The sequence below is a fragment of the Streptomyces sp. NBC_00080 genome (genome assembly GCF_045041255.1).
GTDB lineage: Bacteria > Actinomycetota > Actinomycetes > Streptomycetales > Streptomycetaceae > Streptomyces > Streptomyces coriariae.
Map to the genome: position 1 here is coordinate 9,462,314 of NZ_CP108235.1, position 23,159 is coordinate 9,485,472.

The following is a 23,159-nucleotide window of genomic DNA, read 5'->3' on the forward strand; positions in this document are numbered from 1 at the left end:
GCCGGCCGGGGCGGTGTCTCAGCCGTGATCGGGGTCGAGTTCGCGGAGCAGTTCCTCCGCCTCCGGCCACGGGCCGTAGCCGGAGGCGGGGTTGAGGTGCCCCACGGCTCCCAGCTCCACGAACCCGCTCTTCCAGGCCAGGGCCAGCGCACGGACGCGGTCCAGGCCGCCCAGCGGGTCGTCGGAACTGGCCGCGACGATGCTGGGGAAGGGCAGCGCCGACCGGGGGACCGGCGTCCAGCCGTTCCCGGCCAGCACGTCGGGAGCGGGGTAGCCCTCCGGCAGCGGAGCGTCGAAGTCCGGCGGGGTGACCAGCAGCGCACCCCGGACGTCGGCCCGATACTCCTGGGCCCAGTGCACGGTGGTGATCACGCCGGCGCTGTGGGCGACCAGGACGACGGGCCCCGCGAGCCGCGAGACCACCTCGTCCAGCACGGCCACGCGGGCCTTGCGGCTGAGTCCGTCATGTGTCAGCGGCGGCACCGTGCGGACGGTGCGGCCCGCCTCGGCCAGCCGGCCGGCGAGCAGGGTCTGCCAGTGCCCGTCCACGTGGTCGCGCAGGCCCGGGACGATCACGATCGCCGGGGTTGCGGTGCGGGTCATGAGGACACCTCCGTTCGCGTCCTCTCCGGCCCGGCAGGCCCGGACAGTTCGGTGATGCGGAGCAGATCCCGCTCGTAGTGGTGCCGGCCGACCACGAAGGCCACGGTGGCGCCGAGCGCGACGAGCGGGACGAGCCGGAGTGCGTCGAGCAGGCTCGTCCGGTCGGCGAGCATGCCCGTGACCGCGGGGCCAGGAGCCAGGCCGAGCAGGCTGTTCGCCAGGGTGAGGGTGGCGAACGCCGTGGCGGCGATAGACGCCGGGGTCAGGTTCGCCACCATGGCGGCGGCCGGGCCGGCCGTGCCGGCCGACAGCACCGCTCCCGCCGCCAGCGTCATGATCTGGAGCGAGCCGGTGGGGAGGCGGAAGGCGGTCAGCAGCAGGACCAGCGAGCCGAGGCTGCAGACGATCGCGACAGACCACTTCCTGACCGGCCGCGCTTTGCTGATCCGGTCCGAGACGATCCCGCCGCCGATCATCCCCACACCGATGACCAGGGCGAAAACCCCGGCGGCGGCGCCGGCCTGAGCCGTGGGCAGGTGGTAGTAGCGGTCGAAGTAGCTGGGCAGCCAGGCGATGAGGGAGCCCGCGATGAACAGCTGGAGCCCGCTGCCGACGTACGCGCCGATCACCGAGGCGGAGGAGAACAACCGCGGCAGGAGGGCTCGCAGATGCTCGCGCGGGGCGGTGGCCGCGTCCTCGACGGTGCCCGCCTCCGGCCGGGCACCGGTGGCCGCACCGGCGCCCGCCGCGTTCCTCGTGTCCGCGTCCGCGTCCGCCTCCGCCCGCGGCCGCAGCCGCTTCTCGGTGACCACGACGCCGTAGCACGCGGCGAGCACCAGCCCGAAGACGCCCATCACACCGAACGCCCAGCGCCAGCCGAACGCCTCGGCCACCGCGCCGCCGATCGCGACGCCGAGGACGGAGCCGAAGGCGCCGCCCGCGATGAAGGCGCCGGAGAGCGTGGCCCTCAGCACGGGCGGGAAGACGCTCAGGACCACCGCGATCCCGACGCTGCCGTAGGCCGCCTCACCGATGCCGACGAAGATCCGGCCGGTCATCATCTCGCCATAGCCCGCGGACACCGCGCACCCCAGCGTCGCCAGGCTCCACACGGCGGCGGCGATCAGCAGGCTCCGCACCCTGCCCCAGCGGTCCGCCAGTAGGGACAACGGGAAGGCCAGCACGCCGACCGCCAGCGCCACGACCCCGCTGAGCGAGCCCAGCTCGGCGTCGGACAGCAGCCATTCGGCCTTCAGCATGGGAAAGACGGCGTTGAGGACCTGCCGTGACATGTAGTCGGACAGCAGCAGGCCGAAACTCAGTGCGAAAACGACCCAGGCATAACGCCGGGACACCGGCCAGACGGACGGGGACGCCGTCTCCGGCGGGGACTGCTCAGTGGTGGGGAACGCCATTGTCATCACCTCGAGAGCTTCTGAAGAAAAGGTCAGAACGGTCTGTCGCCCGTGATCCCGGCGCGCTCCATCTTGCGGACGGCGGGCCAGTAGTCCTGGACGGCGTAGTGCTGGGTGGAGCGGTTGTCCCAGATGGCCACGCTGTTCGGCTGCCAGCGCCAGCGCACCTGGTACTCCGGGACCGCCGCCTGGCTGAGCAGGTAGTTGAGCAGCAGGTGCGCGCCGGGGGCGTAGTCCTGCCCGAAGCGGACGTTCCCGGGCGTGTGGAAGTTGACGAAGTGCGTGGTGAAGCTGTTGACGAAGAGGATCTGCTCCCCGGTCTCGGGGTGGGTGCGCACCACCGGGTGCTCCGCGTCCGGGAAGCGGGCCTTCAGCTCGTGGCGCTTCTCCTGCGGCATGACGGCGCCGAAGGATGCCTCGATGCTGTGCCGGGCGCGCAGGCCCTGGATCTGGGTCTTGACGTGGTCCGGCAGCCGGCGGTACGCCTCGACCATGTTGACCCAGATGGTGTCCCCGCCGACCAGGGGCGACTCCACGCAGCGCAGCACGGCCCCCATGGCGGGCGCCTCACGCCAGGTCCCGTCGGTGTGGAGGGCGTTCTCGTAGTGCTCGGCGGGGGAGTCGAGGTCCTTGTAGATGCGGACCAGGCCGGGGTGGTCGGGGTCGCTGCCGGCCACCGGGTGGTCCTCGAGCGCGCCGAACCGCTCGGCGAACGCGACGTGTTCGGCGCGGGTGATGTCCTGGTTGCGCAGGAACAGGACCTTGTACTGGAGGAGCAGGGCCTTGATCTCGGCGAACAGGTCCTCGTCGCGTGCGGCGTCGCCGAGGCGCACGCCGCCGAGTTCGGCGCCGATGGTGCAGGTCAGCGGCTCGACCTTGATCGAGCCGAGGGAGTGGGCGCGCACCGTCGCGGGTGCGTTCTCCACCGGGGCGAGGGTCTTTTCCACGGGGCTTCCTCCTGGTCAGGAACGTGAACGGCAGTCAGGCGATCTGCCGGAAAGGCGTGTTCAGAGGACGAAGACGGACGACCCCGTGGTCCGCCCCGCCTCCAGGTCGCGGTGCGCCCAGGCGGCGTCCTCCAGCGCGAAGCGCTGGTTGACCTCGACGGTGATCCGTCCGGAGGCGACGTGGCCGAAGAGCTCGCCTGCCAGCTCGGCCCGTTCGGCGGGGTCCGCGATGTAGTCGGCGAGCGCGGGCCGGGTCACGAACAGCGATCCCTTGAGCGCCAGTTGCATGGCGTCGATCGGCGGCACCGGCCCGGAGGCCGTGCCGAAGCACACCAGCAGGCCGCGCCGCCGCAGCGAGGCGAGGGAGCCGGCGAACGTCGTGGCGCCGACGCTGTCGAAGACCACCGGCACCCCGGCCCCGCCGGTCAGCTCGCGCACCCGCGCGGCGACGTCCTCGCGCCGGTAGTGGACGACGTGGTCGCAGCCGTGGGCGCGGGCCAGCTCGCCCTTGGCCTCGGTGGAGACCGTGCCGATCACGGTCAGCCCCAGCAGCTTCGCCCACTGGCAGAGGATGAGACCGACACCGCCCGCCGCCGCGGTCAGCAGGATCGTATCGCCGGCCTTCAGGGGGTGGATCCTGCGCAGCAGGTAGGCGGAGGTGAGGCCGCGCATGGTCATCGCGGCGGCCGTCTCGAAGCCGATCGCGTCCGGCAGCCTGATCAGGGAGTCGGCAGGCATCACCCGCTCCGTGCTGTACGCGCCCAGCGGGCTGCCGGTGTACGTCACCCGGTCGCCCTCGGCGACGTGGGTCACCCCCTCGCCCACGGCCTCCACCACACCGGCGGCCTCGACGCCCAGCCCGGCGGGCAGCGGCGCCGGGTACAGGCCGGTACGGAAGTAGGTGTCGGCGAAGTTGAGTCCGACCGCCGCGTGCCGGATCCGCACCTCGCCCGGGCCGGGGTCGCCGACGACGACCTCTTCCCAGTTCAGGACGTCGGGACCGCCGGTTTCCTGAAAGCGAACGGCGTGTGCCACGGGAGTGCTCCGTTGTTCGTCGCGGACGCCTGCCGGGTGTGCGGGGGCACGGCGGCCGCGGGGAGTGGAATGGGAGGAGGGAGCCGCCGGAGTCAGTGGATTGCTCCGGCGGCCCCTCGGGCCGCGCGCGCCGAGCGGAGCGCCGCGCGGTGGTCCAGCGCGGTGGTGGCGTGCCCGGAGGCGAACGGACGAGATCAGACGTCGCGGAGCATGAAACCGCGCTGTCCGGGACGGCGGTTCGGCACCATGCCGAGCCGGGCCAGGGTCTCATCGGCGTCCGCGTAGCACTCCCCGAGCCGGTAGATCTTCTTGGCCTCGGCGCCGGTGGCGATGTCACGGCCCAGTGCCTCGGAGATCTGGACCATCTGCTCGACCTGCTCGACGGTGGTCATGCGCTCGCCCTTGCGTCGCCACAGGTTGTCCTCGTTGCCCACGCGCACATGGACGCCGAGCGCGATGCCGATCGCGTTCATCGGCGCGACGGCCCGCATGGAGCTCTCGATGGTGAGGACGGCGCCGTCCGGAGTGCGGCGGACGAACTCGATCAGGTCCGCGGGGTGGCGGCCTGCGAAGCCGCCGCCGATGGCCACGTAGTTGAGGATGAGCGGACCGGTGTAGACGCCGGACCGGATCAGCCGCTCCACGGTCTCCAACTGGGCCGGCGTGGCGAGCTGGAAGTGCGGCTGGATGCGGCCGGCGTGCAGGCGCTTCAGGTGCTCCAGGTAGAAGTCCGGGCCGGCCTCGACGACCATGTCGCGATAGGCCTTGTAGTACTCCGGCTTGGCGATCGAGGTGCCCTCGAGGTCGTCGTCGGTCATGATCTCGACGATGTTCATCTGGCTGGTGTTGATCGCGATCGTCACCTGGTCCGGCGCCGGTGTGAGGTCAGCCAGCAGGTGACGGGTGTCGTAGCTGAGCCACTTGGCCTCGCTGCCCTCGTCCTCGGGGGCGAACGAGATCGAACCGCCGATCTGGAGGACCATGTCCGGCACGGCTTCGCGCAGCCGTCCCAGCAGCTCGTTGAACATGGACATCCGCTTGGAGCCCTTGCCGTCGAGCTCGCGCACGTGGATGTGCAGTACGGTCGCGCCGGCGTTGTAGCAGTCGACGGCCGCCTGTACGTGCTCGTCCATCGTGAGAGGAAGGTCGTCGGCGTCACCGGGCAGCCATTCCGGCCCGTAGGGAGCGGCCTGGATCACCAGCTTTTCCTGGTTCTCGGGGAAGAGTGAGTCGTCGTGGAAGTGCACGGTCCGTCTCCTGTCGGATCGGTGGTCACCCACGTCGCGGGCGACCTGCGCGAGGTGCGCGCGGGCAGCGAACCGGGGCGAGGGGTCGATGCGGGGCCGAGGACGCGGGCCTGGTGAGCCGGTTGTGACCGGCCCGTGCGAAGGGGATGTGCACGGGGGAGTGGTGTGCCCCTTCCGGTGGCCGCCCGCGTCTCTGCGGTGGTGTCACGGTAGAGCTGGACAGGCCTGCACTGCTTGACTGAAGGAGACGCGGGACTTGTCATTTGGGGACACCGGACAGGGGTCACCGGACAGCGGACCCCTTTCGGTGGCGACCGGCGTGCGGGAGGCGGCCCGGGCATGGCGGGAAGAGAGTTTCCACCGGACGAGTCGGTTCACCTCGGCGGAGCCGGCCGCGTCGTACCGACGTGTTAGTGGTCCTGACGAAGCCTCCGCGCGTGGCGGTGGGTGACCAGGCAGGCGGCGAGGTCGAGGAAGACACCTCACGATCCCAAGCCGTCGAGCCGTAGCGGCCAGGGTGGTGGGAGAGGCGGTGTTCTCATCGGACAGATCGCGTCGATGGAGGCGGTGGAACATGTTTCCGACCGTGCGGTTGAAGAGGTTGCGCTGGGCGGCGGCGTCCCGGTCGCCGTGCTCGTCGCGGCGGCGGTAGTGGACGGGGCTCTCGCCGTCGGCGTGCGCCCCGGCCTGAGCATCGACGTGGAGGTGGCTCCGGCCGGCGACTGCGCTGGATGCGGCCGGTCGTCGGGCCCCCATGGCCCGTGCGTGGTAGCCAGCGGTACTACCGGGCCCCGAACACCGCCTCGACGTCGGCCGGATCGTAGGTCTGCGACCAGCGGAATTCCTGGCGAGGGCGCTGGTAGTGCTCGGCAAGTTCGTCCTGCTCGGTCCAGATGTCGAACGGACCGGGCAGGCCGCTTTGCCCGCCGAGTGTCGCTGGGCTTCGAGGGGGTGCCGGCGGGTCAGGTGGTCCGGAGGTGGTCGATGGCTGACTGGACCTCTTGGAGGAGGGTGTCCACGTCGGCGGTGGTGGTGAGGTAGTTGCAGACGCAGGCGCGCAGGACGGCTTCACCGTCGTGGCAGACGGTGGCGAGATAGGCGTGGCCACGAGCCTGGACGCGTGCGGCCACCGCCGTGTGGAGGTCCGCTCGCGCGTCCGGGAGGCCTGTGCCGGGGCCGTGAGCCAGACGGAAGCACACCACGGGCAGCGGGCCCTCGTTGCACAGCTCCATGGCGGGGTGCTGCTGGACGCGACGGCGCAGGTATTCGGCGAGGTCCTGGTAGTGCTGGAGGAGATCGGTCACTCCGGAACGGCCGAGCTGGCGCAGGGTGGCCCACAGGGTCAGGGCGCGGGTGCCGGGGCGGGTGAGCTCGATGGTGTAGTCGGACATCCAGGGCCAGTCCTGGTCGCCGTCGAGGTAGGAGGCGCGGAAAGCGAACGCGTCGCGCAACCGGGCGGGGTCGGTGACCAGGGCCGCGCCGCAGCCGACCGGTACCGACAGGGTCTTGTGCGGGTCGACCGTCAGCGAGTCGAGGTCGGCCACACCCCGGTAGAGCGGGGCCAGTTCGGGCACGAGGGCGCCGAGCCCGCCCCAGGCGCCGTCGCCGTGGTGCCACATGCCCTGGCCGCGGCACACCCGGGTGATCGCCTCGATCGGGTCGACGGCTCCGCCGGCGGTGCTGCCGAGGTTGGACACGACGCAGAACGGCAGCAGGCCACGGGCACGGTCGGCTTCGACCATCGCCTGCAGGGCCCCGACATCCATGCGCTGGTCCGAGGTGGTGGGCACCGTGCGCAGCCGCCATGGCGGCAGGCCGATCACGGCGGCGGCCTTGGCGACCGACATGTGGGCCTGGTCGCTGTGGTAGGCGGTCAGGCGGGCGTGGGCCTGGTCGTAGGCGGGGCCGTCGGTGGCGTCGTGGCAGCGCAGGAACCAGGTGCGGGCGGCGCCCAGGCAGAGCAGGTTGGCCATCGAGCCGCCGCTGGTCAGCACCCCGCCGGTGGTCGCTGCCATGCCCGCCAGCGAGGCCAGCTCGCGCACCACTCCTCGTTCGAGATCCATCAGGGCGTGCTCGCCCATGCCACAGGTCGCGTTGATCGCGGTGGCCAGCAGTTCGGCGATCACCCCGGCCGGGGCCGGCGGTGAGTTGATCCAGGCGAAGAAGGCGGGATGGCCGTTGCCGGTCGGGTACGGGGCGATCGCCCGGTCAACGAACTCCAGCAGGGCTCCGAGGTCCTGGCCCCCCTGCGGCAGCACTCCGGCCGCCAGGTCCTGCCGGTGCGCCGACGGGATGGGCCGGGCCACCGGACGCTCCGTGACCTGCCCGAGGTAGCCGGCGACCCACTCGGCGGCGGCCGCCAGCTCGTCACGGAACACCTTCGGGTGCACGGCCAGCGGGCCGACGCCGCCACCGGACTCCAACTGGTCTGAGGGCAGACGAGGCGGGCGGCTGGTCTTCGACGGTGTCGACATCGGATGGTCGCACTTTCGCTCAGGAAGTCGGCCGGACGGCCATGATCCAGAACGACTGCCACCCGCACCGGTAACGGTCTCAGCTCAGCCCTACCCGCCGCCCCGATTCCGGCGCCCGCCGAACCGGAGGCCGACCGAGAGGCTCGAAGTTCCGCGACCCAGCGCCCGGGCGAGCCCGACGCCGATCACGCACTGTCACCTGATGGGCTGGATGGGGTCGGTGGTGCACCGGACCTTCAGGGTCCACAGTTTCGAGTCGTCATGGAACGAGCACACCGCCACCGCCGGGCCGTTGTGGCCGGCCGCACGCCACGCCCGCACGGCCTGGGTCAGCAGCTCCAGCGTCGGCACCAGCACCAGCACCAGGACGCGTCCCTTGGGCGCGATCCGCTTGGCCGCCGCCGCGGCGATGACGGTCTTTCCCGTCCCGCACGCGGCGTGCACCTGCCCGCGCAGTCCGTTCGCCGGGATCCCTCCGGACAGGATGTCCAGGCCCCGCACGACGGCGGCCACGACCTCGACCTGGTGGTCGCGCAGCTGGATCCCGGTCACCGCTCGTCCTCGTCTCGCGTGTCGTACGGCCAGGCGTCGTTCAGCCGCGCCAGTGCGGTCCCCTCGTGAACCTCCCGGCCCCGGACCCCGTCCAGCCACACCGGCTTGGGCGTCGCGTTCGGCCGCGTCTGCGCTTGTCCTTTAACCCGCTGGGTGCAGTGGTCCGGCAGACATGGCTGCGCCGCACCCCATGCCGACCGCCCGCCCGATCAGTCGGGGGCGATTTCCTGCACTGGGTGAGGGACTGGCATATCGGACAGGTCAGCTCGTACAGAACCCCGTCTCCTCCAGAGGCTCGTTGATCCTCTTGCCCTGGGCCTCGCTGGTGAAAGGCCGGAACCGCGCCCCGCCGACTTTCACCGACCGGCCGTCGGCCGCGCGCCGCGCGTGACATCCACTTCGTCGGTCGTCGATCTCGTCGGCATCCCTTGCCCGGGGGCCCGCGGTGCCTGGTGCCCCCGGTGCCAGGCGCCGGGGGCGGGCCGCTTCCGTTGGCTACCAGGAGTCCTGTGTGGCGAAGTACCGCTTCCAGAAGTCGACCTTCGCGGGGGGTGCCACGCGCATCGGTCCGTAACTCTCGCCGACTTCCATCACCGTGGGCGAGGACGGGCTGTAAGCGGGCCACCTGGGCAGACCGTGCCCGTTCGGGTCGCCGGTGGTGATGTAGTTCGCGAGGTACGAGGACATGGTGTCGGCGATCTCGTGGTCCTGGTCGGTCCAGCCCTGAGTGGCCGGGTTGAGGTTGCCGAAGAAGTAGACGATCTCGGAGCCGTGGTAGGCGCCCCGGATGTCGTGGTCGGGGCCGGGCGGGCGGTGTGTCCAGAAGTAGGTGTACACCGGCCTGTCGGCGCCCTTGGCCCACACCTTGCCCCACAGGTACGTCGAGACGCGCGAATTGTCGCGGATCGCGTCGTTGCTGGCGAGGGCCGCCTCGCCGTCCGTGGTGGCGGGGTAGAGGGCGAGGAACTCATCGGCCATCGTGCCGAACTTCTGCCGCGCGGCGCTGACGTAGTCGTCCAGGGTGACGTGGACGGGCGGCGCGCCGGGACGGTCCGGGTAGGGCGTGGCACGCCAGTAGTCGAAGGCGGTCTCGGGTACGGCGCCGCTTTCGTCGAGGTTGTTGCCGGCCAAGTACCAGACGTCGTTCTGCGTGCGGTCCTCGTAGGTGGTCATGTAGCCGGCGGGCAGTACCCAGCCGTCGACAACGGGCCGGAACAGCGGCGGCTTGGCGACGGACTTGGTGTCGACGGTCTCGTCCTTGAGGGAGGCCCCGTCGGTGAAGTCCTGCCAGGTCAGGGCACGCAGTTCAGCCAGGGTGGCCGCGCCCTTCGTCGCGCCGTACGCGGGACCCTGCTGGAGGGCGGTGTCCATCTCTCGGAGCGAGACTCCGAGGTAGCGCAGCTCCGGGTCGCTCGGGTAGCGCACCTGGCTCTCGGCGACGGAGCGCTTGAACAGGCCGGTGGCCAGCGGGGACATCGAGAGCATGTCCGTCGAGCCGGCGCCCGCGGACTGGCCGCCCACGGTGACCTCGCCCGGATCGCCTCCGAACGCGGCGATGTTGTGGCGTACCCACTTCAGGGCCGCGATCTGGTCGAGCAGCCCGTAGTTGCCGGACACGCCGTGCTGGGACTCGGCGCTCAGTTCGGGTGTGGCGAGGAACCCCAGGGCGCCGAGGCGGTAGTTGATGGTGACCACGACGATGCCCTTGCCCGCCAGGACGGAACCGTCGAAGCTCGGGTCGGAGCCGGTTCCGGCGGAGAACCCGCCGCCGTAGAGCCATACGTAGACCGGGCGCCGGTCCCCGGCGCTCCTGGCGGAGGTCCAGATGTTGAGGTTGAGGCAGTCCTCGCTCATGGTGAGCGTGGTCGACGCCTGCGGGGGTGCGTCACCGAACGTGTCGGCCTTGCGGACGCCTTTCCATGACGGCACCGGCTGCGGCGGGCGCCACCGGTTCTTCCCGGCGGTGCTCGCCGCGTAGGGGATCCCCTTGAAGACGGTGACGCCGGACACCGCGGCGGGCACACCGGAGACCAGCCCGGACTCGGTCCGAACCGGCCGGCTCGCGAGCGGCTGGGCCGCGGACGAGGCCGGCGCCCCCAGGGTGTCCAGGAGCACCGCTCCCGCGGCGACGCCCGCGGTGCGGCCAAGGAAGTCACGGCGGCGCAACTCCGGCTGCGGCACGGGGGGTCGGCTGTTCTCTGGCACGTTCATACGAAACTCCGGATCACTCGGTGAAGGGTTGTGCGGTGCCGCGGGGGCGGGCGGCGGCTCGGTCTCAGCCCGCCACGGGCGGAAAGAACGCGGTATGCGTGAGGAAGTCTCTGAGGTTGAGCCGCCACGTGAACCAGTTGTGGCCGCCGTTGACGAAACCCGGTGTGGCCGGGACGCCGACGCCGGTCAGGAGGGCGACCTCACCGGCGTGATAGTCGTGGCTGGGGTCCTGCCATCCGCCGCCGACGTAGACGCGCGCCTGGCCGAGCGCATCGATCTGGGCGTCCGTGAGGGCCGAGGCGGCGGGCAGCGTGTAGGCGCCACGCCGTCCGGGGCTGAAGACGCCGTAGGAGCCGAACTCGGCGGTGTGTCCGAAGAGGAGCGAGTTGGTGAGGGAGGCACCGTAGCCGAGACCGGCGGTGGCACGGCTGAAGGCCGCGGCCGAGACGTGGTAGTGAGACTCCACGTACGGGATGAGCGTGTCGGTGAGGTTCTCGTCGAAGGAGGCGTAGCCGGTGGCGTCGGGGAAGCCGCCTGTGTTGGGCATGACGACGACCATCGGGGGGATCTGACCGGTGGCGATAAGGTTGTCGAGGATGTGGCCCGCGCCGCCCTGGGTACTCCAGTCCATTTCGGTGGCGTCGCCGCTGAAGAGGTAGAGCGTGGGGTAGGGCTTCGCGCGACCGGGGTCGTAGTCCGGCGGAGTGTAGACCGAGAGGTAGTTCTCGCCGGGCGGAGTGAGGGAGGTCGTGGCCGGATAGGTGACGTGGGCCAGCCTGCCCTGTTGCCCCCTGCGGCTCGGTCCCTGCCAGGCGTAGTCGACGGTCCCGGACGACGGATCGGAGGGTACGTACACCTGGCTGGTGCGTTCGACGGTGCCGGAGACCTTGCCGTTCGTCTCGTTCCAGGGCGGGTTCGCCGGGTCGGACACCGGGGTGCAGGTGGCTTGGGTGGGGTCGGCGCAGTCGACGTAGAAGGAGTAGGTGAAGAGACCGGCCGGCAGTGCAGTGGTGTAGCTCCACACCCCGTCGCGGCCCTTCTTCATGTCGGCGACGGGCCAGTTTGCGGCCGGGGAGTTGGGGTACGGCAGCGGGATGTCTCCCGCACGCCAGCTTGTGGGCGGCGTTCCGGGGGTTTCCAGCGCGCTGCCGTCGTCGGTGGTGAGGGCGGTGAGATCGTAGGGGTTGCCGAAGGACCACTCGCCCTTGATCTGCACGTGGGTGGCGTCGGTGTCCCGAAAGCGGAAGGTGACCCGGAATCCGGTGGAACCGGAGCCGGTGCGGAGCACTTGCGGGGCGAGGGAAGGGGCGCTGCCTGATCCCCTGTCCGCCTGGGCGGCACTGCCACCCGCGGTGAGGAGGAGGGCGAGGGCCACGGTGATCGCGGTACGGAGCGCCGGTGCCTTCCGGTGCTGGGCATGGCGGAACATGACGGTGAGCTCCCGGGGGCTGACGGGACGCGGGCGCCGAGAACGTAACGCGCGACAAGATTGCGGGCAATATGCGCGACAAAAACCCTCAAGATCAATTGACCTGCATTGCCCAACAATCTGGGGAGGTTGGGCCTCCGAACTTCCATCAACTGCGGTTCTTCCTGGCAAGTTTCTTGTGTGCATAGCGTGACGCCACCTCCTTCTGGAAGTTTCTGTCAGACAATTTTCATGCCGCGTCGGAGTCGCTAGGCGGTCTCATCGGCGCGGAACGGACCGGTCGGCCGTCGACAACGCCAGGACGATCAAGCCGATGCTCGTGGCGGCGAGACCGCCGACGAGGAGTGCGCCGCGCGCTCCCCAGGACGCGCCGACGGCTCCCACGGCGGGCGCGCCGACGACCGTGCCACCCAGCCAGCCGATCGACCAGATCGACAGCACCCGTCCACGCATCTGCGGTGCCGCTCCCAGCTGCATCAGGGTCTTGGCCGAGGAGTTGAACGTGATGGAGGCCGAGCCGACGAACACCAGGGCGGACAGCGCCACCGCCCGCGTCGGCGCCAGGGCAGCGGCGGAGGTCAGTGCTCCCCAGATCACCGCCGACACCGACAGGGAGCGTGTGCTGAGCCGACGGCGGCGTAGCGCGACGAAGCCGCCCAGGACCGCGCCGGCGCTCATCACGGCCATCGCTGCACCGTAGCCGGTGGGGCCGAGGTGGAAGGCCGACGTGGTCAGCAGCGGCAGACTGACGGGGAACTCCCAGGTGAGGATGCCGGTCACGTACACCATGACCATGGGGTACCGCAGCTCGGGTGTGCGGCAGACGTAGGCGACGGCGGCGCGGATCTGGCCCTTGGCGCGCACCTCGCGCTCCGCCGGATGCATCTCCTCCGTCCGCAGCATGAGCAGGCTGACGATGACCGCCAGGAACGAGACGGTGTCCAGCGCGAAACAGGGGGTCACGCCGAGTGCCGCGATGACGATGCCCGCAAGGCCTGGTCCGACGAGCTTGGCGGTGTTGATGAAGGTGGAGTTGATGGCGATCGCGTTGGCCAGGTGATCGCGGTCGACGAGTTCGCTGATCAGGCTCTGCCGGGCGGGGTTGTCGAATACGTTGGTGAAACCGATCATGAGCATGAGCAGGACGACCAACGGCAAGGTCGTCAGGTGAGCCCAGCTCAGGATGGTGAGCAGTGCGGCCTGGAGGGCGAAACAGACCTGAGTGACCGTAAGGAGCGTACGGGTGTCGTGGCGGTCCACGACCAGTCCGCCCCAGACACCGAGCAGCAGGACGGGCAGGTACCGGGCCCCGGTCACGATGCCGAGCATCGTCCCGCTGTGTGTCAGTTGCAGGGTCAGCCAGCCGACGGCGATGTTCTGCATCCAGTTGCCGACCACGGACGTGGCCTGTCCGAGCGTGAACAGCCGGTAGTTGCGTATCCGCAGCGACGCGAAGCTGCTGAGGTGAGCGGTGCCATCGTGCGGGGACGTGTGGCGTTCCCCGAGGCACGGCCCGTTACGGCGGGCGGTCATCGGCGCACCCGCCCCACTGCGGGCATGGGAGGCAGGGCGCCGGTCGGCCGCGACTGTGTCATGAGGATCCGTCTCGAACCGGCTGGGCGTTCCGGTCTGTAGGTGCGGTCAGTACGGGGTTCGGGGCCGGCTGGGCAGTCCGGCGACCGCCAGGACCGGGAACTCGTCGGTCCCGGTTCCGGCCAGGTCGTGGCACGCCACCGCTCGGCTCAGTTGCCCCTGCCCCTCGTCCGCCGGTCCCCCAGGCCGAGACGCTTGAGGGCCAGGGTGTCCAGCCCGGTGAGAATCCCGTTGAGGATGAGCGTCATCGCCACCAGGATGATCAGGCCCGCGAACTCGGTCGGTGCGTCGAGGTTCGTGGCCGCCGTGAACAGTTCGTGGCCGATGCCGTCGGTGGAGGCGATGAACTCACCGCCGATGACGCCGAGGATCGCCAGCGGCCCGCCCGTCTTCAGCGCCGCGAAGAACGGTGCGGCCAGCGTGGGAAGCGTGACGTAACTGAGCACGTGGTGCCGGCGTCCGCCCATCACCTGGACGATCTCCACGAGTTCGCGTTCCCTCAGCCGTAGGCCCAGATAGATGTTGTAGAAGACCACGAAGGACACACCCGCGGCCGCGATAGTGATCTTCGACATGGGGCCGATGCCGAAGAACAGCAGGAAGAGCGGCGCGAGAGCGATCTTGGGAATGCCGTTGACGGCCGCGATGAGCGGCTCGAACACGCGGCCGGCGAGTGGTACCGAGCCCAGCACCAGGCCCATGACGGTGCCGATCGCCACACCGATTCCGAAACCGGCCACGATCTCGAAGGCCGTCGTCCTGATGTCGGTCCAGCCGGTCGACGAGCCGAGCAGCCTCCACAGGGCGTGCGACACGTCGGTCGGCTTGCTGACGGCGTACTCCGGCAGCACTGGCCCACTCATCAGCTGCCACAGGACGAGAGCCAGGGCGATGACCGCGATGCGTAGGACCACCACCAGCGCGGTACCCCGCCACGCACTGTTCCCGACGCTCGCGGTCCGGGTCGTTTTCACCTCGGTCTTGCTTTCTGCACTGCTGGTAGCAGTCGCCATCGTCTGCTCCTTTCAGTTTCGCCGGTGCGGCATGCCCGGTCGCCTCACGGCAGGTACTTGTTTGTCCAGTTGTCGGTGGTGACCTCGGCGCCCGCGGGAAGCGTTCCCAGGCCGCCGAGGAAGGCCATGGTCTTCTTCCAGCCAGCGGCGTTCATCGAGCCGCTGGTGGGCCAGTCGACCTGCTGGAGGCTGGCTTGCACGACACCGTCGGGTACGCCCTCGAGCGACTTCTGCGCCGCCTTCAGCACCGTCTGGTCGTTGCTGTCCTTGAGGTGCGTGTCCATGTAGGCCGTCGCCTGCTGAATCGCCGCGGCGAACTTCTTGACGACGTCGGGGTGGGCGGTGGCGTAGCTCTTCTGTGTGACCACGAGCTGTCCGTAGCCGGCGTCTTCGGCAGCCCACTCGGGAACCTTGAACGGGTCGGCGACCACGACACCGTCGCCGTCGTCCTGGATCTGCAGCGGGATCGGTTCCGAGGTGACGAACCAGTCGATCTGGCCGCTGTTGATGGCGGCCTTGTCCGCGGCCGGACTCGGCAGCGACACCCACCTCACCTTCTTGTCGGGGTCGACGCCGTACTTGTCGAGGAAGATGCCGGCCTCGGCCTTGGTGTTGGCCGAGCTGGCACCGCCGGTCGACCCCGACAGCGCCTTGGCCACCTGCTCGGCGGGACTCTTCGCGGTCAGGTTGTGGGCACTTGCGAATTTCTTGCTGACGACGAGACCGAGCGGGTTGCCCAGACCGTCGGTGGAGACCGCGAGCTGCGGAAGGCCCTTGGCGAGGGCGGACACGAACGCGGTGGGGCTGCTGTCGTAGAACTGCACCGAACCCGACTGGAGTGCCGAGGGTCCGGTGGCCGCGGTCAGTGTCACGAACTTGATCTTCAGGCCCTGCTTGCGGAAGTAGCCGTTGGCGTCGGCCACCTGCAGCGGGGTGTCGAAGATGCTGCCGCCGCCACCGACCGTGACCTGGATCAGGCCGTCCGAGGTCGTGGTGGTGCCGGAGTCGCCGCCGCAGGCGGTGAGTAGTGCTGGGGCGAGGACCGCGGCCGAGGCGCCGGCAAGAAGGCGGCGGCTCCCGCCGGGCCGCAGTCGGATTCCTCTGCCGGCCGCGGGTGTGGTCGGGTTGTCGTGGGTCATGAGCGTTCTCCTGTCACCAAGGGTGCTGAGTAGGGAAGAAGCGTTTCCAGAAGTCGAGCCGGGGCGGATCCGCCAGCGGGATCGGGCCGAAGCCCGCCCCTACCTCCATGACGGCCGGGGTGTCGGGTGTCCACGCAGGCCAGTGCGGCAGGCCCGGTCCGTTGGGGTTGCCGGTGGCCGCGAAGTTGGCCCAGTAGCCGCCCATCGTCTTCGCGACGTCGCGGTCCTCGTCGGTCCACTCGGGGTGATCGGGGTGGAGGTTGCCCCAAACGAAGTCGATCTCGGAACCGTGCGCGGCACGACGGGCGCTCTGCCCGGCCGAGGCGGCGTAGGTCCAGAAGTACGTGTACACCGGCCGGTCCGCGTGCGCGGCCCAGTCCTTCGCCCACAGCCAGGTGGAGATCCTGGCGTTGTCGCGCACCGCGGCGCAGTGGGAGTGCGCCGCTTCGTCGTCCGTACCGGCTGGGTAAAGCCGGAGGAATTCGTCGGCCATCGCCCCGAACTTGAGCCGGGCGGCGTCGACATAGCCCTTCCTTGTCAGGTGGACCGGGGGCGCACCCGGTCTCCATGACTTCCTTCCGAGCGCCCGGTACTCCGCGAAGGCGCTCGAGGGCACCGCGCCGCTCTCGTCGAGGTTGTTCCCGGCCAGGTACCAGACGTCGTTCTGCAGTCCCTTGGCGTACGTCTCGTCGTAGCCCGCCGGCAGCACCCATCCGTCGACCACCGGACGGAACGACGGTGGCTTGGCCGGGCCGCCCGTCTCGACGGCGCTGTCGACCGCGGTGGCGTCCCCCTCCACCAGTTTCTGCCAGGGCAGCGACCTCAACTGGGCCAGGGTCCGTGCCCCGCGCTCCGTTGCGTAACGGGCGCCGGCGGCCTCGGCGTCGGCCAGGGTGCGGTAGGACGTACCCAGATACCGCAGGTCGGGGTCGCGGGAGTGGCGAGCGTGGCTCTGCGCGACCGCCCGGTGGAAGAGCCCCTCGGCCAGCGGGGACATGCTGAGGAAATTCACCGATCCGGCACCGGCCGACTGCCCCGCGATCGTGATCCGGCCGGGATCGCCGCCGAAGTGGACGATGTTGCGCCGGACCCACCTCAGCACCGCGATCTGGTCGAGCAGACCGTAGTTGCCGGAGGCGTGGTGGCCGGACTCCGCGCTCAGCTCGGGTGTCGCCAGGAAACCGAAGGCGCCCAGGCGGTAGTTGAAGGTGACCACCACCACGCCCTTGCGGGCCATGGCCTCACCGTCGTAGCGGGGACTGGCGCCCGTACCGACCCGGAAGCCGCCGCCGTGGATCCACACGAGCACCGGACGCAGGTGTCCGTCCGAGGGGCTCGTTCCGGTCCAGACGTTGAGGCGCAGACAGTCCTCGCTCATCGGCAGGTCGTCGCCGTTCAGTTCGGGCCCCGGCACCTGGGGGCACATGGGCCCGAACCTGACGGCCTCGTGCACCCCGCTCCTGGGCACCGGGGGCTGCGGCGGCCTCCAGCGGAGGCTGCCGACCGGAGGCGCCGCGTAGGGGATGCCACGGAAGACGGTCACCGACCGGTCCCGTCCCGGTATGCCACCGACCAGTCCCGCTTCGGTCTTCACTGGCTGGTGCATGGTCTCTCTTCCTGGTCTTCGCCGGAGCACGGGGAGGCGGACGGCATGCTCAGGCGTCCACTGCCGAGGCGATGTGCTCCCGGTGTGCCTGCAGCAGCAGCGCACGGCGGGCGGAGGCAACGTGGTGGAGCATGGCCGCGACGGCCGCCGGGGGGTTGCGGGTGACGATGGCCAGCAGGATGGCCTGGTGCTCCTCCAGCGATCCGGTGCGCGGATGCGGGGCGGTCAGGTTGCGGTACTGGCGCATCACCAGGGGGTACAGCAGGGTGTCGTACGCCCGCGCCAGGGTCTGCTGGTGCGCGGCCTCCTTCACCTGCTGGTGGAAGCGCCGGTTGCCCCGGGAGTACCCCGTGGCGTCCCCGCGGGACTTGCAGTCCTCCATCACGTCCAGCGTGGTGCGCAGTTCGCGGATCTCCTCCTCGGTGGCCCGCTCGGCGGCCTTGCCCGCCAGGGCGGATTCCAGCGTCTCGCGGGCCTCCAGGATGTCCGCGGCCTCCTGGACCGAGAAGCTGCGGGTGCGCACCCCGCGGTTGACCTCACTGGTGACGTAGCCCTCCTGGGTCAGCCGGACCAGGACCGCCCGCATGGTGCTGCGCGACACGTTGAACATCCGGGTCAGGTCGGCCTCGGTGAGCCGAGTGCCCGGTTCGACGCTGCCCGAGAGCAGCAGCGCGCGCAGCCCTTCGTAGGCCTGGCTCTGACGGGTCAGCAACGCCCGGCCCGCGTCGTCGTCGAAGCCGTTGGAATCCACCATGATCACCCTGTAGCTCTGCTCGGAGAGGACAACCGCCGGCGGGAGGACGGCCGGTGCGGCCGGGCCCTGACAACGGCGGGGAACTGCGTTCGGACGGTCAGGCGCGGGCGAGCCCCGGATACAGTCGCCGGGCAGTACCCGCGAAGATCTCCTGACGGTCCTGCTCCGGCAGCCCGGCGAGGACGTCCTCTGCCAGGGCGCGGAGTTCGGGCAGGGACTGCTCGGCCGCCGGCAGGTTCGACCCCCAGGAGATCCGCCGCGCGCCGAACGCCTCGATCACCGGCCCGAGGAAGTCACCCGCCCGGTCCCCGGCGTCCCGCAGCCGCTCCAGGTTGCGGTGTGTCAGCTTGAGGTGCAGGCCCGGGTGCACGCCGAGCTCCGCGACCTCGGCGCCAGCCCGTGCAGGCGAGGCGGCGATGTCGGGGTAGCCGATGTGGTCGAGCAGCACCGTCACGTCCGGGAACCGCTCCAGCAGCTCCACCAGTCGCCCGGTGGCCGGTCCCAGGCGCATCTGGAGGCAGACCGGCAGGTCCAGTTCCGCGGCCTGCTCCCAGAAGGGGAAGGTCTCCGGGGCGACGAACCACTCGCCCTGGGTGGGGACGGTGCTGCCGCTGGTGAACAGCCGGACGCCTGCCAGGCCGCCGTCGCCGACCGCGGCCTTGAGGGAGGCGGCGGCGTCCGGGCGAAGCGGATCGACGGTGCCGACGGCGACGAAGCGCTCCGGCCGGCGCCGGCTGCTGTCGAGGACGTAGGAGTTGTCGTAACCGTAGTTCGTGGTGGCCTGTACCAGGACGGCCTGGGCTATGCCGGTGTCGTCCATGCGGCTGACCAGGCCCTCGGCGGTCACGGGCCGGGTGGCGGCCCACTCCGACTGCTTCCCGCCGATCGGCGCCTTGGGGTAGCGGGTCAGGTCCTCGGAGATGATGTGGCAGTGTGCGTCGACGATGTCCACGTCGGGTGTGCTCCCTTGTTCTTCGGTGTGTGCGGTCCGGGCCGCTTCAGGCGTCGTCCTCGGTGTGGGCCGTTCGGGCCGGCTCAGGCGTCCGGGTAGTCGCCCGCGGCGAACAGCGAGGGCAGTTCGGCGGGGGACTCCGGGTCGAGCAGTCCCTGCTCCTTGGCGAACCGCACCATCGCGTTCAGGCTGGGTGCGTTGGCCTCGATGCCGTAGGGGACCGGGTCGCCGCCGATCTGCTGTCCCTGGCGGGCCAGCCGGGGCACCGCCGACCAGGCGGGCCGGGCGGCGAGGTGTCGGCGTTTGCCGTCGGCGAACGCCGCGTACAGCCTGGTCGCCAGGTGCGGGTCGCGTTCCACGAGTTCGGAGCGCACTGCGACCAGCGAGTGCAGCGGATAGACGCCGGTGCGCAGGTAGTGGTCCACGGCGAGCGTTCCGGCCTCGGGGAAGAGCGGATATGGGCTGTCGTCGCTCCCCGCCTCCGCTTCGGCCGCCGCCGTCCAGCCGGCCCGGGGCGCGCCCGCCCGTCCGGTCCCGGCGTTGCCGGTGAGGGCGGCGTCGATCTCCCCGGCGCGCAGCAGGTCGCCCAGCGAGCGGCCGTCGGTGACCCGTTCGACGTTGGCGGGGACACGGCCCGCGACGTGGTCGTCGTCGTCGACCACCCAGGTGATCCTGTCGACGTCGACGCCGTACTCCTCACGCAGCACACCGCGCACCCACACGCCGGTGCTCACCGAGTAGGCGCGCACGCCGACCCGGCGTCCTTCCAGGTCCCGCGGCACGCGGATGTCCGAGTGGGCGGCGCACTGCACGTCGCCATGGTGGAAGCGCCGGTTGAGGAACACCGGGACCGCGGTCAGCGCGATGCCTTCCTGGCGTGCCATCAGATAGGACACCGGCGCCAGTTCGCAGACGTCGAACTCCAAGTCGCGGATCATCCTCCGGTAGGCGCCGATGACCGGTGTGACCTCGACCGGTTCGACCAGATACCCGTCGATGGCCACGTCGCCGTCCAGCAGTGGCTGCGCATGCGGGTAGTCGCCGAGAACCACGGTGAGCTTGTCCATGCTTTGTCCTCTTACTTGTGTGGTGAGGGTGTGTGTCCCTGCCGCGGACTTCAGCCGCCGAGCCGGGACGGCGCCACGCCGAGTGCCGCGCAGGTCCGCTCGACGAGTTCGTCGTAGTGCACCGCCCGTGGGATCACGTCCTGCTCCAACGCGTAGGCGGCGGCCTTGGTGAACGCGGCGCGCAGGCCTGCGAAGCCCACGGGGTGCAGGCAGACCGGGCCGCCTTCCTCCTTGGCGGTGAGCACCGACCGCATCGCGTCGTACGCGGCGAGGATGGCGGCGCCGTGCTCCGCAGCGGCTGCCTCGGACACGCCGACGACGTGGTTGACCGGGATGAACCCCTGGTCCTTCGACCACTGTTCGGCGACGTCGTGGGCGTCGTCGATGGCGGTGCGGATACGGTCGTCGGAGGGCAGTTCGTTGCCCATGATCCCGAAGTCGACGCGGCCGGCCAGGAAGTCGGCCGGCAGTTTGGTGCCCTCCGGTGCCCGCTTCACCCAGGACGGGTCCTCGGCGCCCTCGACGTGATGGCCCTCGTAGGTCGTCCAGTCCGCCTTGCGCAGGTCGATGCCGTACTGCTCGGTGAGGAAGCCGCGGACCCACACGCCGGTGGTCTGGCTCCAGGCGCGGACCCCGACGCTGCGTCCCTCCACGTCGGCGACCGACAGCCGGCCGAGGGTCACCAGGGTCTGGTGCTGGTGGCGTCCGAGGGTGGTGAGGGGCAGCAGCAACACCGGTTTGCCGTGGGCGACGGCCTGCAGCACGGTCACGATGGCCAGTTCGCACAGGTCCACGTCCGACGTGTTCACGAAACCGCGTGATGCCTTGTGCACCGGCTTGATGTCGGCCCGTTCCGGCTCCGCACCCGCTTGGCGGGCCGCCGACAGCGCGGCTGCCGCGAGGTCGTCACGGCCGAGCACCAACTTCATGTCTCTCTCCTCTTGTCTGGGAACCGGGGCGTGTCAGGCCTGCCGGTCGGGGTGCGCCTGACGGGGTCGGTGGTGTCGTTCGTGGTGCTGACGCAGCAGGTCGACACCGAAGTCGTTGCCGTTGGCGGTACGGACGACGGTGTGGATGTGCCGGCGCGAGTGGTAGTCGTTGTCGAAGAGCACACCGGGCATGTGCTCGAACTCGACGAGGATCACCGGGCTGTGGAAGCGGTAGTAGAAGGTGCCGTCGGGGTCGCCGATCCAGGCGAAGTGGGTGTCGCCCTCGTGGGCGCGCACCTCCTCCATGCGCACCCGGGCGTGCTGGTCGCTGGCCCGGTTCACGTAGAGCCCCAGCAGGCGCAGTGCCGTGTTCCGTTGGCCGGGCCCCAGCTCGCTCAGCCGCAGTCCCCAGTAGTCCAGTTGGTAGTTGTCCCGGAAGGCCCCGACGAACAGCTCCGCCGGCATCACGTCCGCGATGACGGCCTGTTCCCGCTGCCGGCGGTCGAGCTGGGTGAACAGTTCGTGTCCGAGGGCCTCCTCGCCCCGGAAGGCCACGGTCCCGGCGTACTTTCCGGACCCGGCGATCACCGGCTCGGCGCCGAGGAAGGAGGGGGTGAGGACCATCTGGTCCCCGACGAAGACGCAGTTGATGTTGACGTGGTGGCCGTCGAGCTGCCAGCCCCACGGGCCGCCGTTCTCCGGCTCGCCGTAGAGGGAGAACCAGTACAACCACTCATTGAGGCCGTCTGTGTTGTCGCTCAGCTCGCCGATGGTGAGGTTCAAGCGCATCAGGTCAACCATCTGGCGGTAGCCGTCCGCGCTGAGGCTTTCCCGGACGACGGCCAGGGCCCGCTCGCGCCCAGCGTCGTCGAAGTCCTCCAGCAGCATGCCGTGGCGCAGGAAGTACCGGGCGCCGTTGTTCCAGTGGCGCCAGCTCACGTCGTCCATCGGGAACCGGCCCTCGGCGAGCTGCTTCTCCGTCAGGCCAGCCAGGTAGTCCTCCGCCGCCCGGTACACCCTGAGGACATCCGCGCCGGTGGCGCGCAGCGGGAACAGTCCCGGCCGGATGCCCTCGGACGTGGCCACTCCCTGGAAGGGCTCGTTCGCCGCCTTCACCCGCCAGGCGACCTTGTCGAGCAGGTCGGGTGTCCATGTCTCCGGTTTGCGCGTGGGCGGGTTGCCCCGTTTGCGCAGCCCTACCGGCTCTTTCACCGCTGCTCCTCTCTCGATGCCCTGGTCGGGTGCGCCGCCGGGCGGCGCACCGTTGCCGCCGGCCTCCTCATGTGCCGAGGAAGGCCGTCTCGTGCTCGATCGCCGCGACGTCCACCGGCTCCCTGATGAGGTCCTGCTCCAGGGCGTACCGTCCGGCGATCTCCAGGCAGGCGGTCAGCGAGGTGCTCCACCCCGCCGCGACCGCGCGGCCCGCGGGTGAGTCGTCGCGCCGGTCCGCGCTGTCGGCGATCGCCTGCTTCAGGGCCAGGTAGACCGCGAGCACGGCGTCGGGGCGGTCGCGCAGGACGTCGTCGCGCACCACCAGCAGGTGGTTCGCCGGGATCGTGCCGTGCCGCTCGATCCACGCCTTCCCGGCGTCCTCCGCGTCCGTCACGAGCGGGACCAGTCCCGCTCCCTGGCCGCCGATCGCCTTCGGGCCGAGCGCCGCAGCACTGACATCGCGGGAGCGCAGCAGGTCCACGACCCTCTCGGCCGCCGAACGCTGCACATACGGGGGGTTGACGTACTGGGCGACATGGACGTCCTCGGTGGTCACCCAGGTGATGTCGGAGGACTTGACCCCGTACTCCTCCCGCAGCCAGCCGCGCACCCACAGACCGGTGGTCTGTCCGTACGCGCGGACCCCCACGCGTCGGCCCACGAGGTCCTCGGGACCGAGCTCCGGGCCCTCGGGCAGCCGGGTCAGGGAGCGGTGGTGGGTGCTTCCCACCAGCACCACCGGCAGCAGTGTCAGCGGGATGCCGGCGTCGCGGGCCTGGAGGTAGGTGGCCATCGGCATCTCGCAGATGTCGTAGGCCAGGTCACGGACCATGCGGGCGAAAGCAGGGGGCAGCGGGGAGGATTCCGGGTAGCGGCAGTCCACACCGGCCGCCGGAACCGTTCCGTCCTTCAGCGGCCGGGTGTGCGGGTAGTTGCCCAGCAGGACGGTCAGCGGTGACGCGGTTCGGTTCTCGCTCATGC

General features: G+C 70.4%; 18 protein-coding genes and 1 pseudogene. All 19 read right to left on the reverse strand.

Features of this window, described 5'->3' with window-relative positions; genetic code table 11:
* Positions 1 to 18 precede the first annotated feature (18 nt).
* Entirely contained in the window at positions 19 to 603 is a 585-nt protein-coding gene (locus tag OHU34_RS42240; protein ID WP_405771767.1) for an RBBP9/YdeN family alpha/beta hydrolase, read from the reverse strand.
* A complete protein-coding gene (locus OHU34_RS42245; RefSeq protein ID WP_405771770.1) occupies positions 600 to 2,018 on the reverse strand; it encodes an MFS transporter in 1,419 nt (472 codons plus the stop codon). Before OHU34_RS42245 ends, OHU34_RS42240 begins: the two co-directional genes overlap by 4 nt.
* Before the next feature lie 32 nt (positions 2,019 to 2,050).
* The gene (locus OHU34_RS42250; protein ID WP_405771773.1) at positions 2,051 to 2,965 is read right to left on the reverse strand and encodes a TauD/TfdA dioxygenase family protein; all 915 of its coding nucleotides are present in this window, start codon (positions 2,963 to 2,965) and stop codon (positions 2,051 to 2,053) included.
* 60 nt (positions 2,966 to 3,025) lie between these two features.
* Entirely contained in the window at positions 3,026 to 4,000 is a 975-nt protein-coding gene (locus OHU34_RS42255; RefSeq protein ID WP_230195856.1) for a quinone oxidoreductase, read from the reverse strand.
* A gap of 194 nt (positions 4,001 to 4,194) precedes the next feature.
* Positions 4,195 to 5,247 carry a 3-keto-5-aminohexanoate cleavage protein gene (locus tag OHU34_RS42260; protein WP_405771777.1) on the reverse strand — a complete coding sequence of 351 codons (1,053 nt, stop codon included), beginning with the start codon at positions 5,245 to 5,247 and terminating at the stop codon, positions 4,195 to 4,197.
* 962 nt (positions 5,248 to 6,209) lie between these two features.
* A complete protein-coding gene (locus OHU34_RS42265) occupies positions 6,210 to 7,721 on the reverse strand; it encodes a pyridoxal phosphate-dependent decarboxylase family protein (protein WP_405771780.1) in 1,512 nt (503 codons plus the stop codon).
* A gap of 207 nt (positions 7,722 to 7,928) precedes the next feature.
* Positions 7,929 to 8,273, reverse strand: a pseudogene (locus tag OHU34_RS42270) (DEAD/DEAH box helicase family protein); the annotation flags it as partial.
* Positions 8,274 to 8,768: 495 nt separating this feature from the next.
* Positions 8,769 to 10,484 carry a carboxylesterase/lipase family protein gene (locus tag OHU34_RS42275; RefSeq protein ID WP_405771783.1) on the reverse strand — a complete coding sequence of 572 codons (1,716 nt, stop codon included), beginning with the start codon at positions 10,482 to 10,484 and terminating at the stop codon, positions 8,769 to 8,771.
* 64 nt (positions 10,485 to 10,548) lie between these two features.
* Positions 10,549 to 11,913: an alpha/beta hydrolase-fold protein gene (locus tag OHU34_RS42280; RefSeq protein ID WP_405771786.1), complete on the reverse strand. Its 1,365-nt coding sequence runs from the start codon at positions 11,911 to 11,913 to the stop codon at positions 10,549 to 10,551.
* Between the two features lie 258 nt (positions 11,914 to 12,171).
* Positions 12,172 to 13,446 (reverse strand): MFS transporter, encoded by a 1,275-nt coding sequence (locus tag OHU34_RS42285; RefSeq protein ID WP_405771789.1) that lies wholly within the window; start codon positions 13,444 to 13,446, stop codon positions 12,172 to 12,174.
* A gap of 209 nt (positions 13,447 to 13,655) precedes the next feature.
* The gene (locus OHU34_RS42290; RefSeq protein WP_405771792.1) at positions 13,656 to 14,519 is read right to left on the reverse strand and encodes an ABC transporter permease; all 864 of its coding nucleotides are present in this window, start codon (positions 14,517 to 14,519) and stop codon (positions 13,656 to 13,658) included.
* Between the two features lie 44 nt (positions 14,520 to 14,563).
* Complete coding sequence (locus tag OHU34_RS42295; RefSeq protein WP_405771795.1) at positions 14,564 to 15,658, reverse strand: ABC transporter substrate-binding protein; 1,095 nt, start codon at positions 15,656 to 15,658, stop codon at positions 14,564 to 14,566.
* 13 nt (positions 15,659 to 15,671) lie between these two features.
* Positions 15,672 to 17,264 carry a carboxylesterase/lipase family protein gene (locus tag OHU34_RS42300; RefSeq protein ID WP_405771798.1) on the reverse strand — a complete coding sequence of 531 codons (1,593 nt, stop codon included), beginning with the start codon at positions 17,262 to 17,264 and terminating at the stop codon, positions 15,672 to 15,674.
* 49 nt (positions 17,265 to 17,313) lie between these two features.
* Positions 17,314 to 18,018, reverse strand: coding sequence for a GntR family transcriptional regulator (locus OHU34_RS42305; RefSeq protein ID WP_405771801.1), 705 nt, complete (start codon positions 18,016 to 18,018; stop codon positions 17,314 to 17,316).
* A 97-nt stretch (positions 18,019 to 18,115) separates the two neighbouring features.
* On the reverse strand, positions 18,116 to 18,970 hold the full coding sequence (locus OHU34_RS42310; protein ID WP_405771804.1) for an amidohydrolase family protein: 855 nt from the start codon (positions 18,968 to 18,970) through the stop codon (positions 18,116 to 18,118).
* A gap of 83 nt (positions 18,971 to 19,053) precedes the next feature.
* On the reverse strand, positions 19,054 to 20,037 hold the full coding sequence (locus OHU34_RS42315) for a 4,5-dihydroxyphthalate decarboxylase (RefSeq protein ID WP_405771807.1): 984 nt from the start codon (positions 20,035 to 20,037) through the stop codon (positions 19,054 to 19,056).
* 50 nt (positions 20,038 to 20,087) lie between these two features.
* On the reverse strand, positions 20,088 to 20,966 hold the full coding sequence (locus OHU34_RS42320; protein WP_405771810.1) for a hypothetical protein: 879 nt from the start codon (positions 20,964 to 20,966) through the stop codon (positions 20,088 to 20,090).
* Positions 20,967 to 20,999: 33 nt separating this feature from the next.
* On the reverse strand, positions 21,000 to 22,178 hold the full coding sequence (locus OHU34_RS42325) for a DUF3500 domain-containing protein (RefSeq protein ID WP_405771813.1): 1,179 nt from the start codon (positions 22,176 to 22,178) through the stop codon (positions 21,000 to 21,002).
* 67 nt (positions 22,179 to 22,245) lie between these two features.
* Positions 22,246 to 23,157, reverse strand: a complete 912-nt coding sequence (locus tag OHU34_RS42330) for a hypothetical protein (RefSeq protein ID WP_405771816.1) — start codon at positions 23,155 to 23,157, stop codon at positions 22,246 to 22,248.
* Positions 23,158 to 23,159: the final 2 nt, after the last annotated feature.

What these genes read in the sequence shown, in the direction of transcription:
- OHU34_RS42240 (WP_405771767.1), bottom strand. Translation starts at nt 603, where the DNA reads ATGACCCGCACCGCAACCCCGGCGATCGTGATCGTCCCGGGCCTGCGC.
- OHU34_RS42245 (WP_405771770.1), bottom strand. Translation starts at nt 2,018, where the DNA reads ATGGCGTTCCCCACCACTGAGCAGTCCCCGCCGGAGACGGCGTCCCCG.
- OHU34_RS42265 (WP_405771780.1), bottom strand. Translation starts at nt 7,721, where the DNA reads ATGTCGACACCGTCGAAGACCAGCCGCCCGCCTCGTCTGCCCTCAGAC.
- OHU34_RS42275 (WP_405771783.1), bottom strand. Translation starts at nt 10,484, where the DNA reads ATGAACGTGCCAGAGAACAGCCGACCCCCCGTGCCGCAGCCGGAGTTG.
- OHU34_RS42280 (WP_405771786.1), bottom strand. Translation starts at nt 11,913, where the DNA reads ATGTTCCGCCATGCCCAGCACCGGAAGGCACCGGCGCTCCGTACCGCG.
- OHU34_RS42285 (WP_405771789.1), bottom strand. Translation starts at nt 13,446, where the DNA reads ATGACCGCCCGCCGTAACGGGCCGTGCCTCGGGGAACGCCACACGTCC.
- OHU34_RS42290 (WP_405771792.1), bottom strand. Translation starts at nt 14,519, where the DNA reads ATGGCGACTGCTACCAGCAGTGCAGAAAGCAAGACCGAGGTGAAAACG.
- OHU34_RS42295 (WP_405771795.1), bottom strand. Translation starts at nt 15,658, where the DNA reads ATGACCCACGACAACCCGACCACACCCGCGGCCGGCAGAGGAATCCGA.
- OHU34_RS42300 (WP_405771798.1), bottom strand. Translation starts at nt 17,264, where the DNA reads ATGCACCAGCCAGTGAAGACCGAAGCGGGACTGGTCGGTGGCATACCG.
- OHU34_RS42305 (WP_405771801.1), bottom strand. Translation starts at nt 18,018, where the DNA reads ATGGTGGATTCCAACGGCTTCGACGACGACGCGGGCCGGGCGTTGCTG.
- OHU34_RS42315 (WP_405771807.1), bottom strand. Translation starts at nt 20,037, where the DNA reads ATGGACAAGCTCACCGTGGTTCTCGGCGACTACCCGCATGCGCAGCCA.
- OHU34_RS42320 (WP_405771810.1), bottom strand. Translation starts at nt 20,966, where the DNA reads ATGAAGTTGGTGCTCGGCCGTGACGACCTCGCGGCAGCCGCGCTGTCG.
- OHU34_RS42330 (WP_405771816.1), bottom strand. Translation starts at nt 23,157, where the DNA reads ATGAGCGAGAACCGAACCGCGTCACCGCTGACCGTCCTGCTGGGCAAC.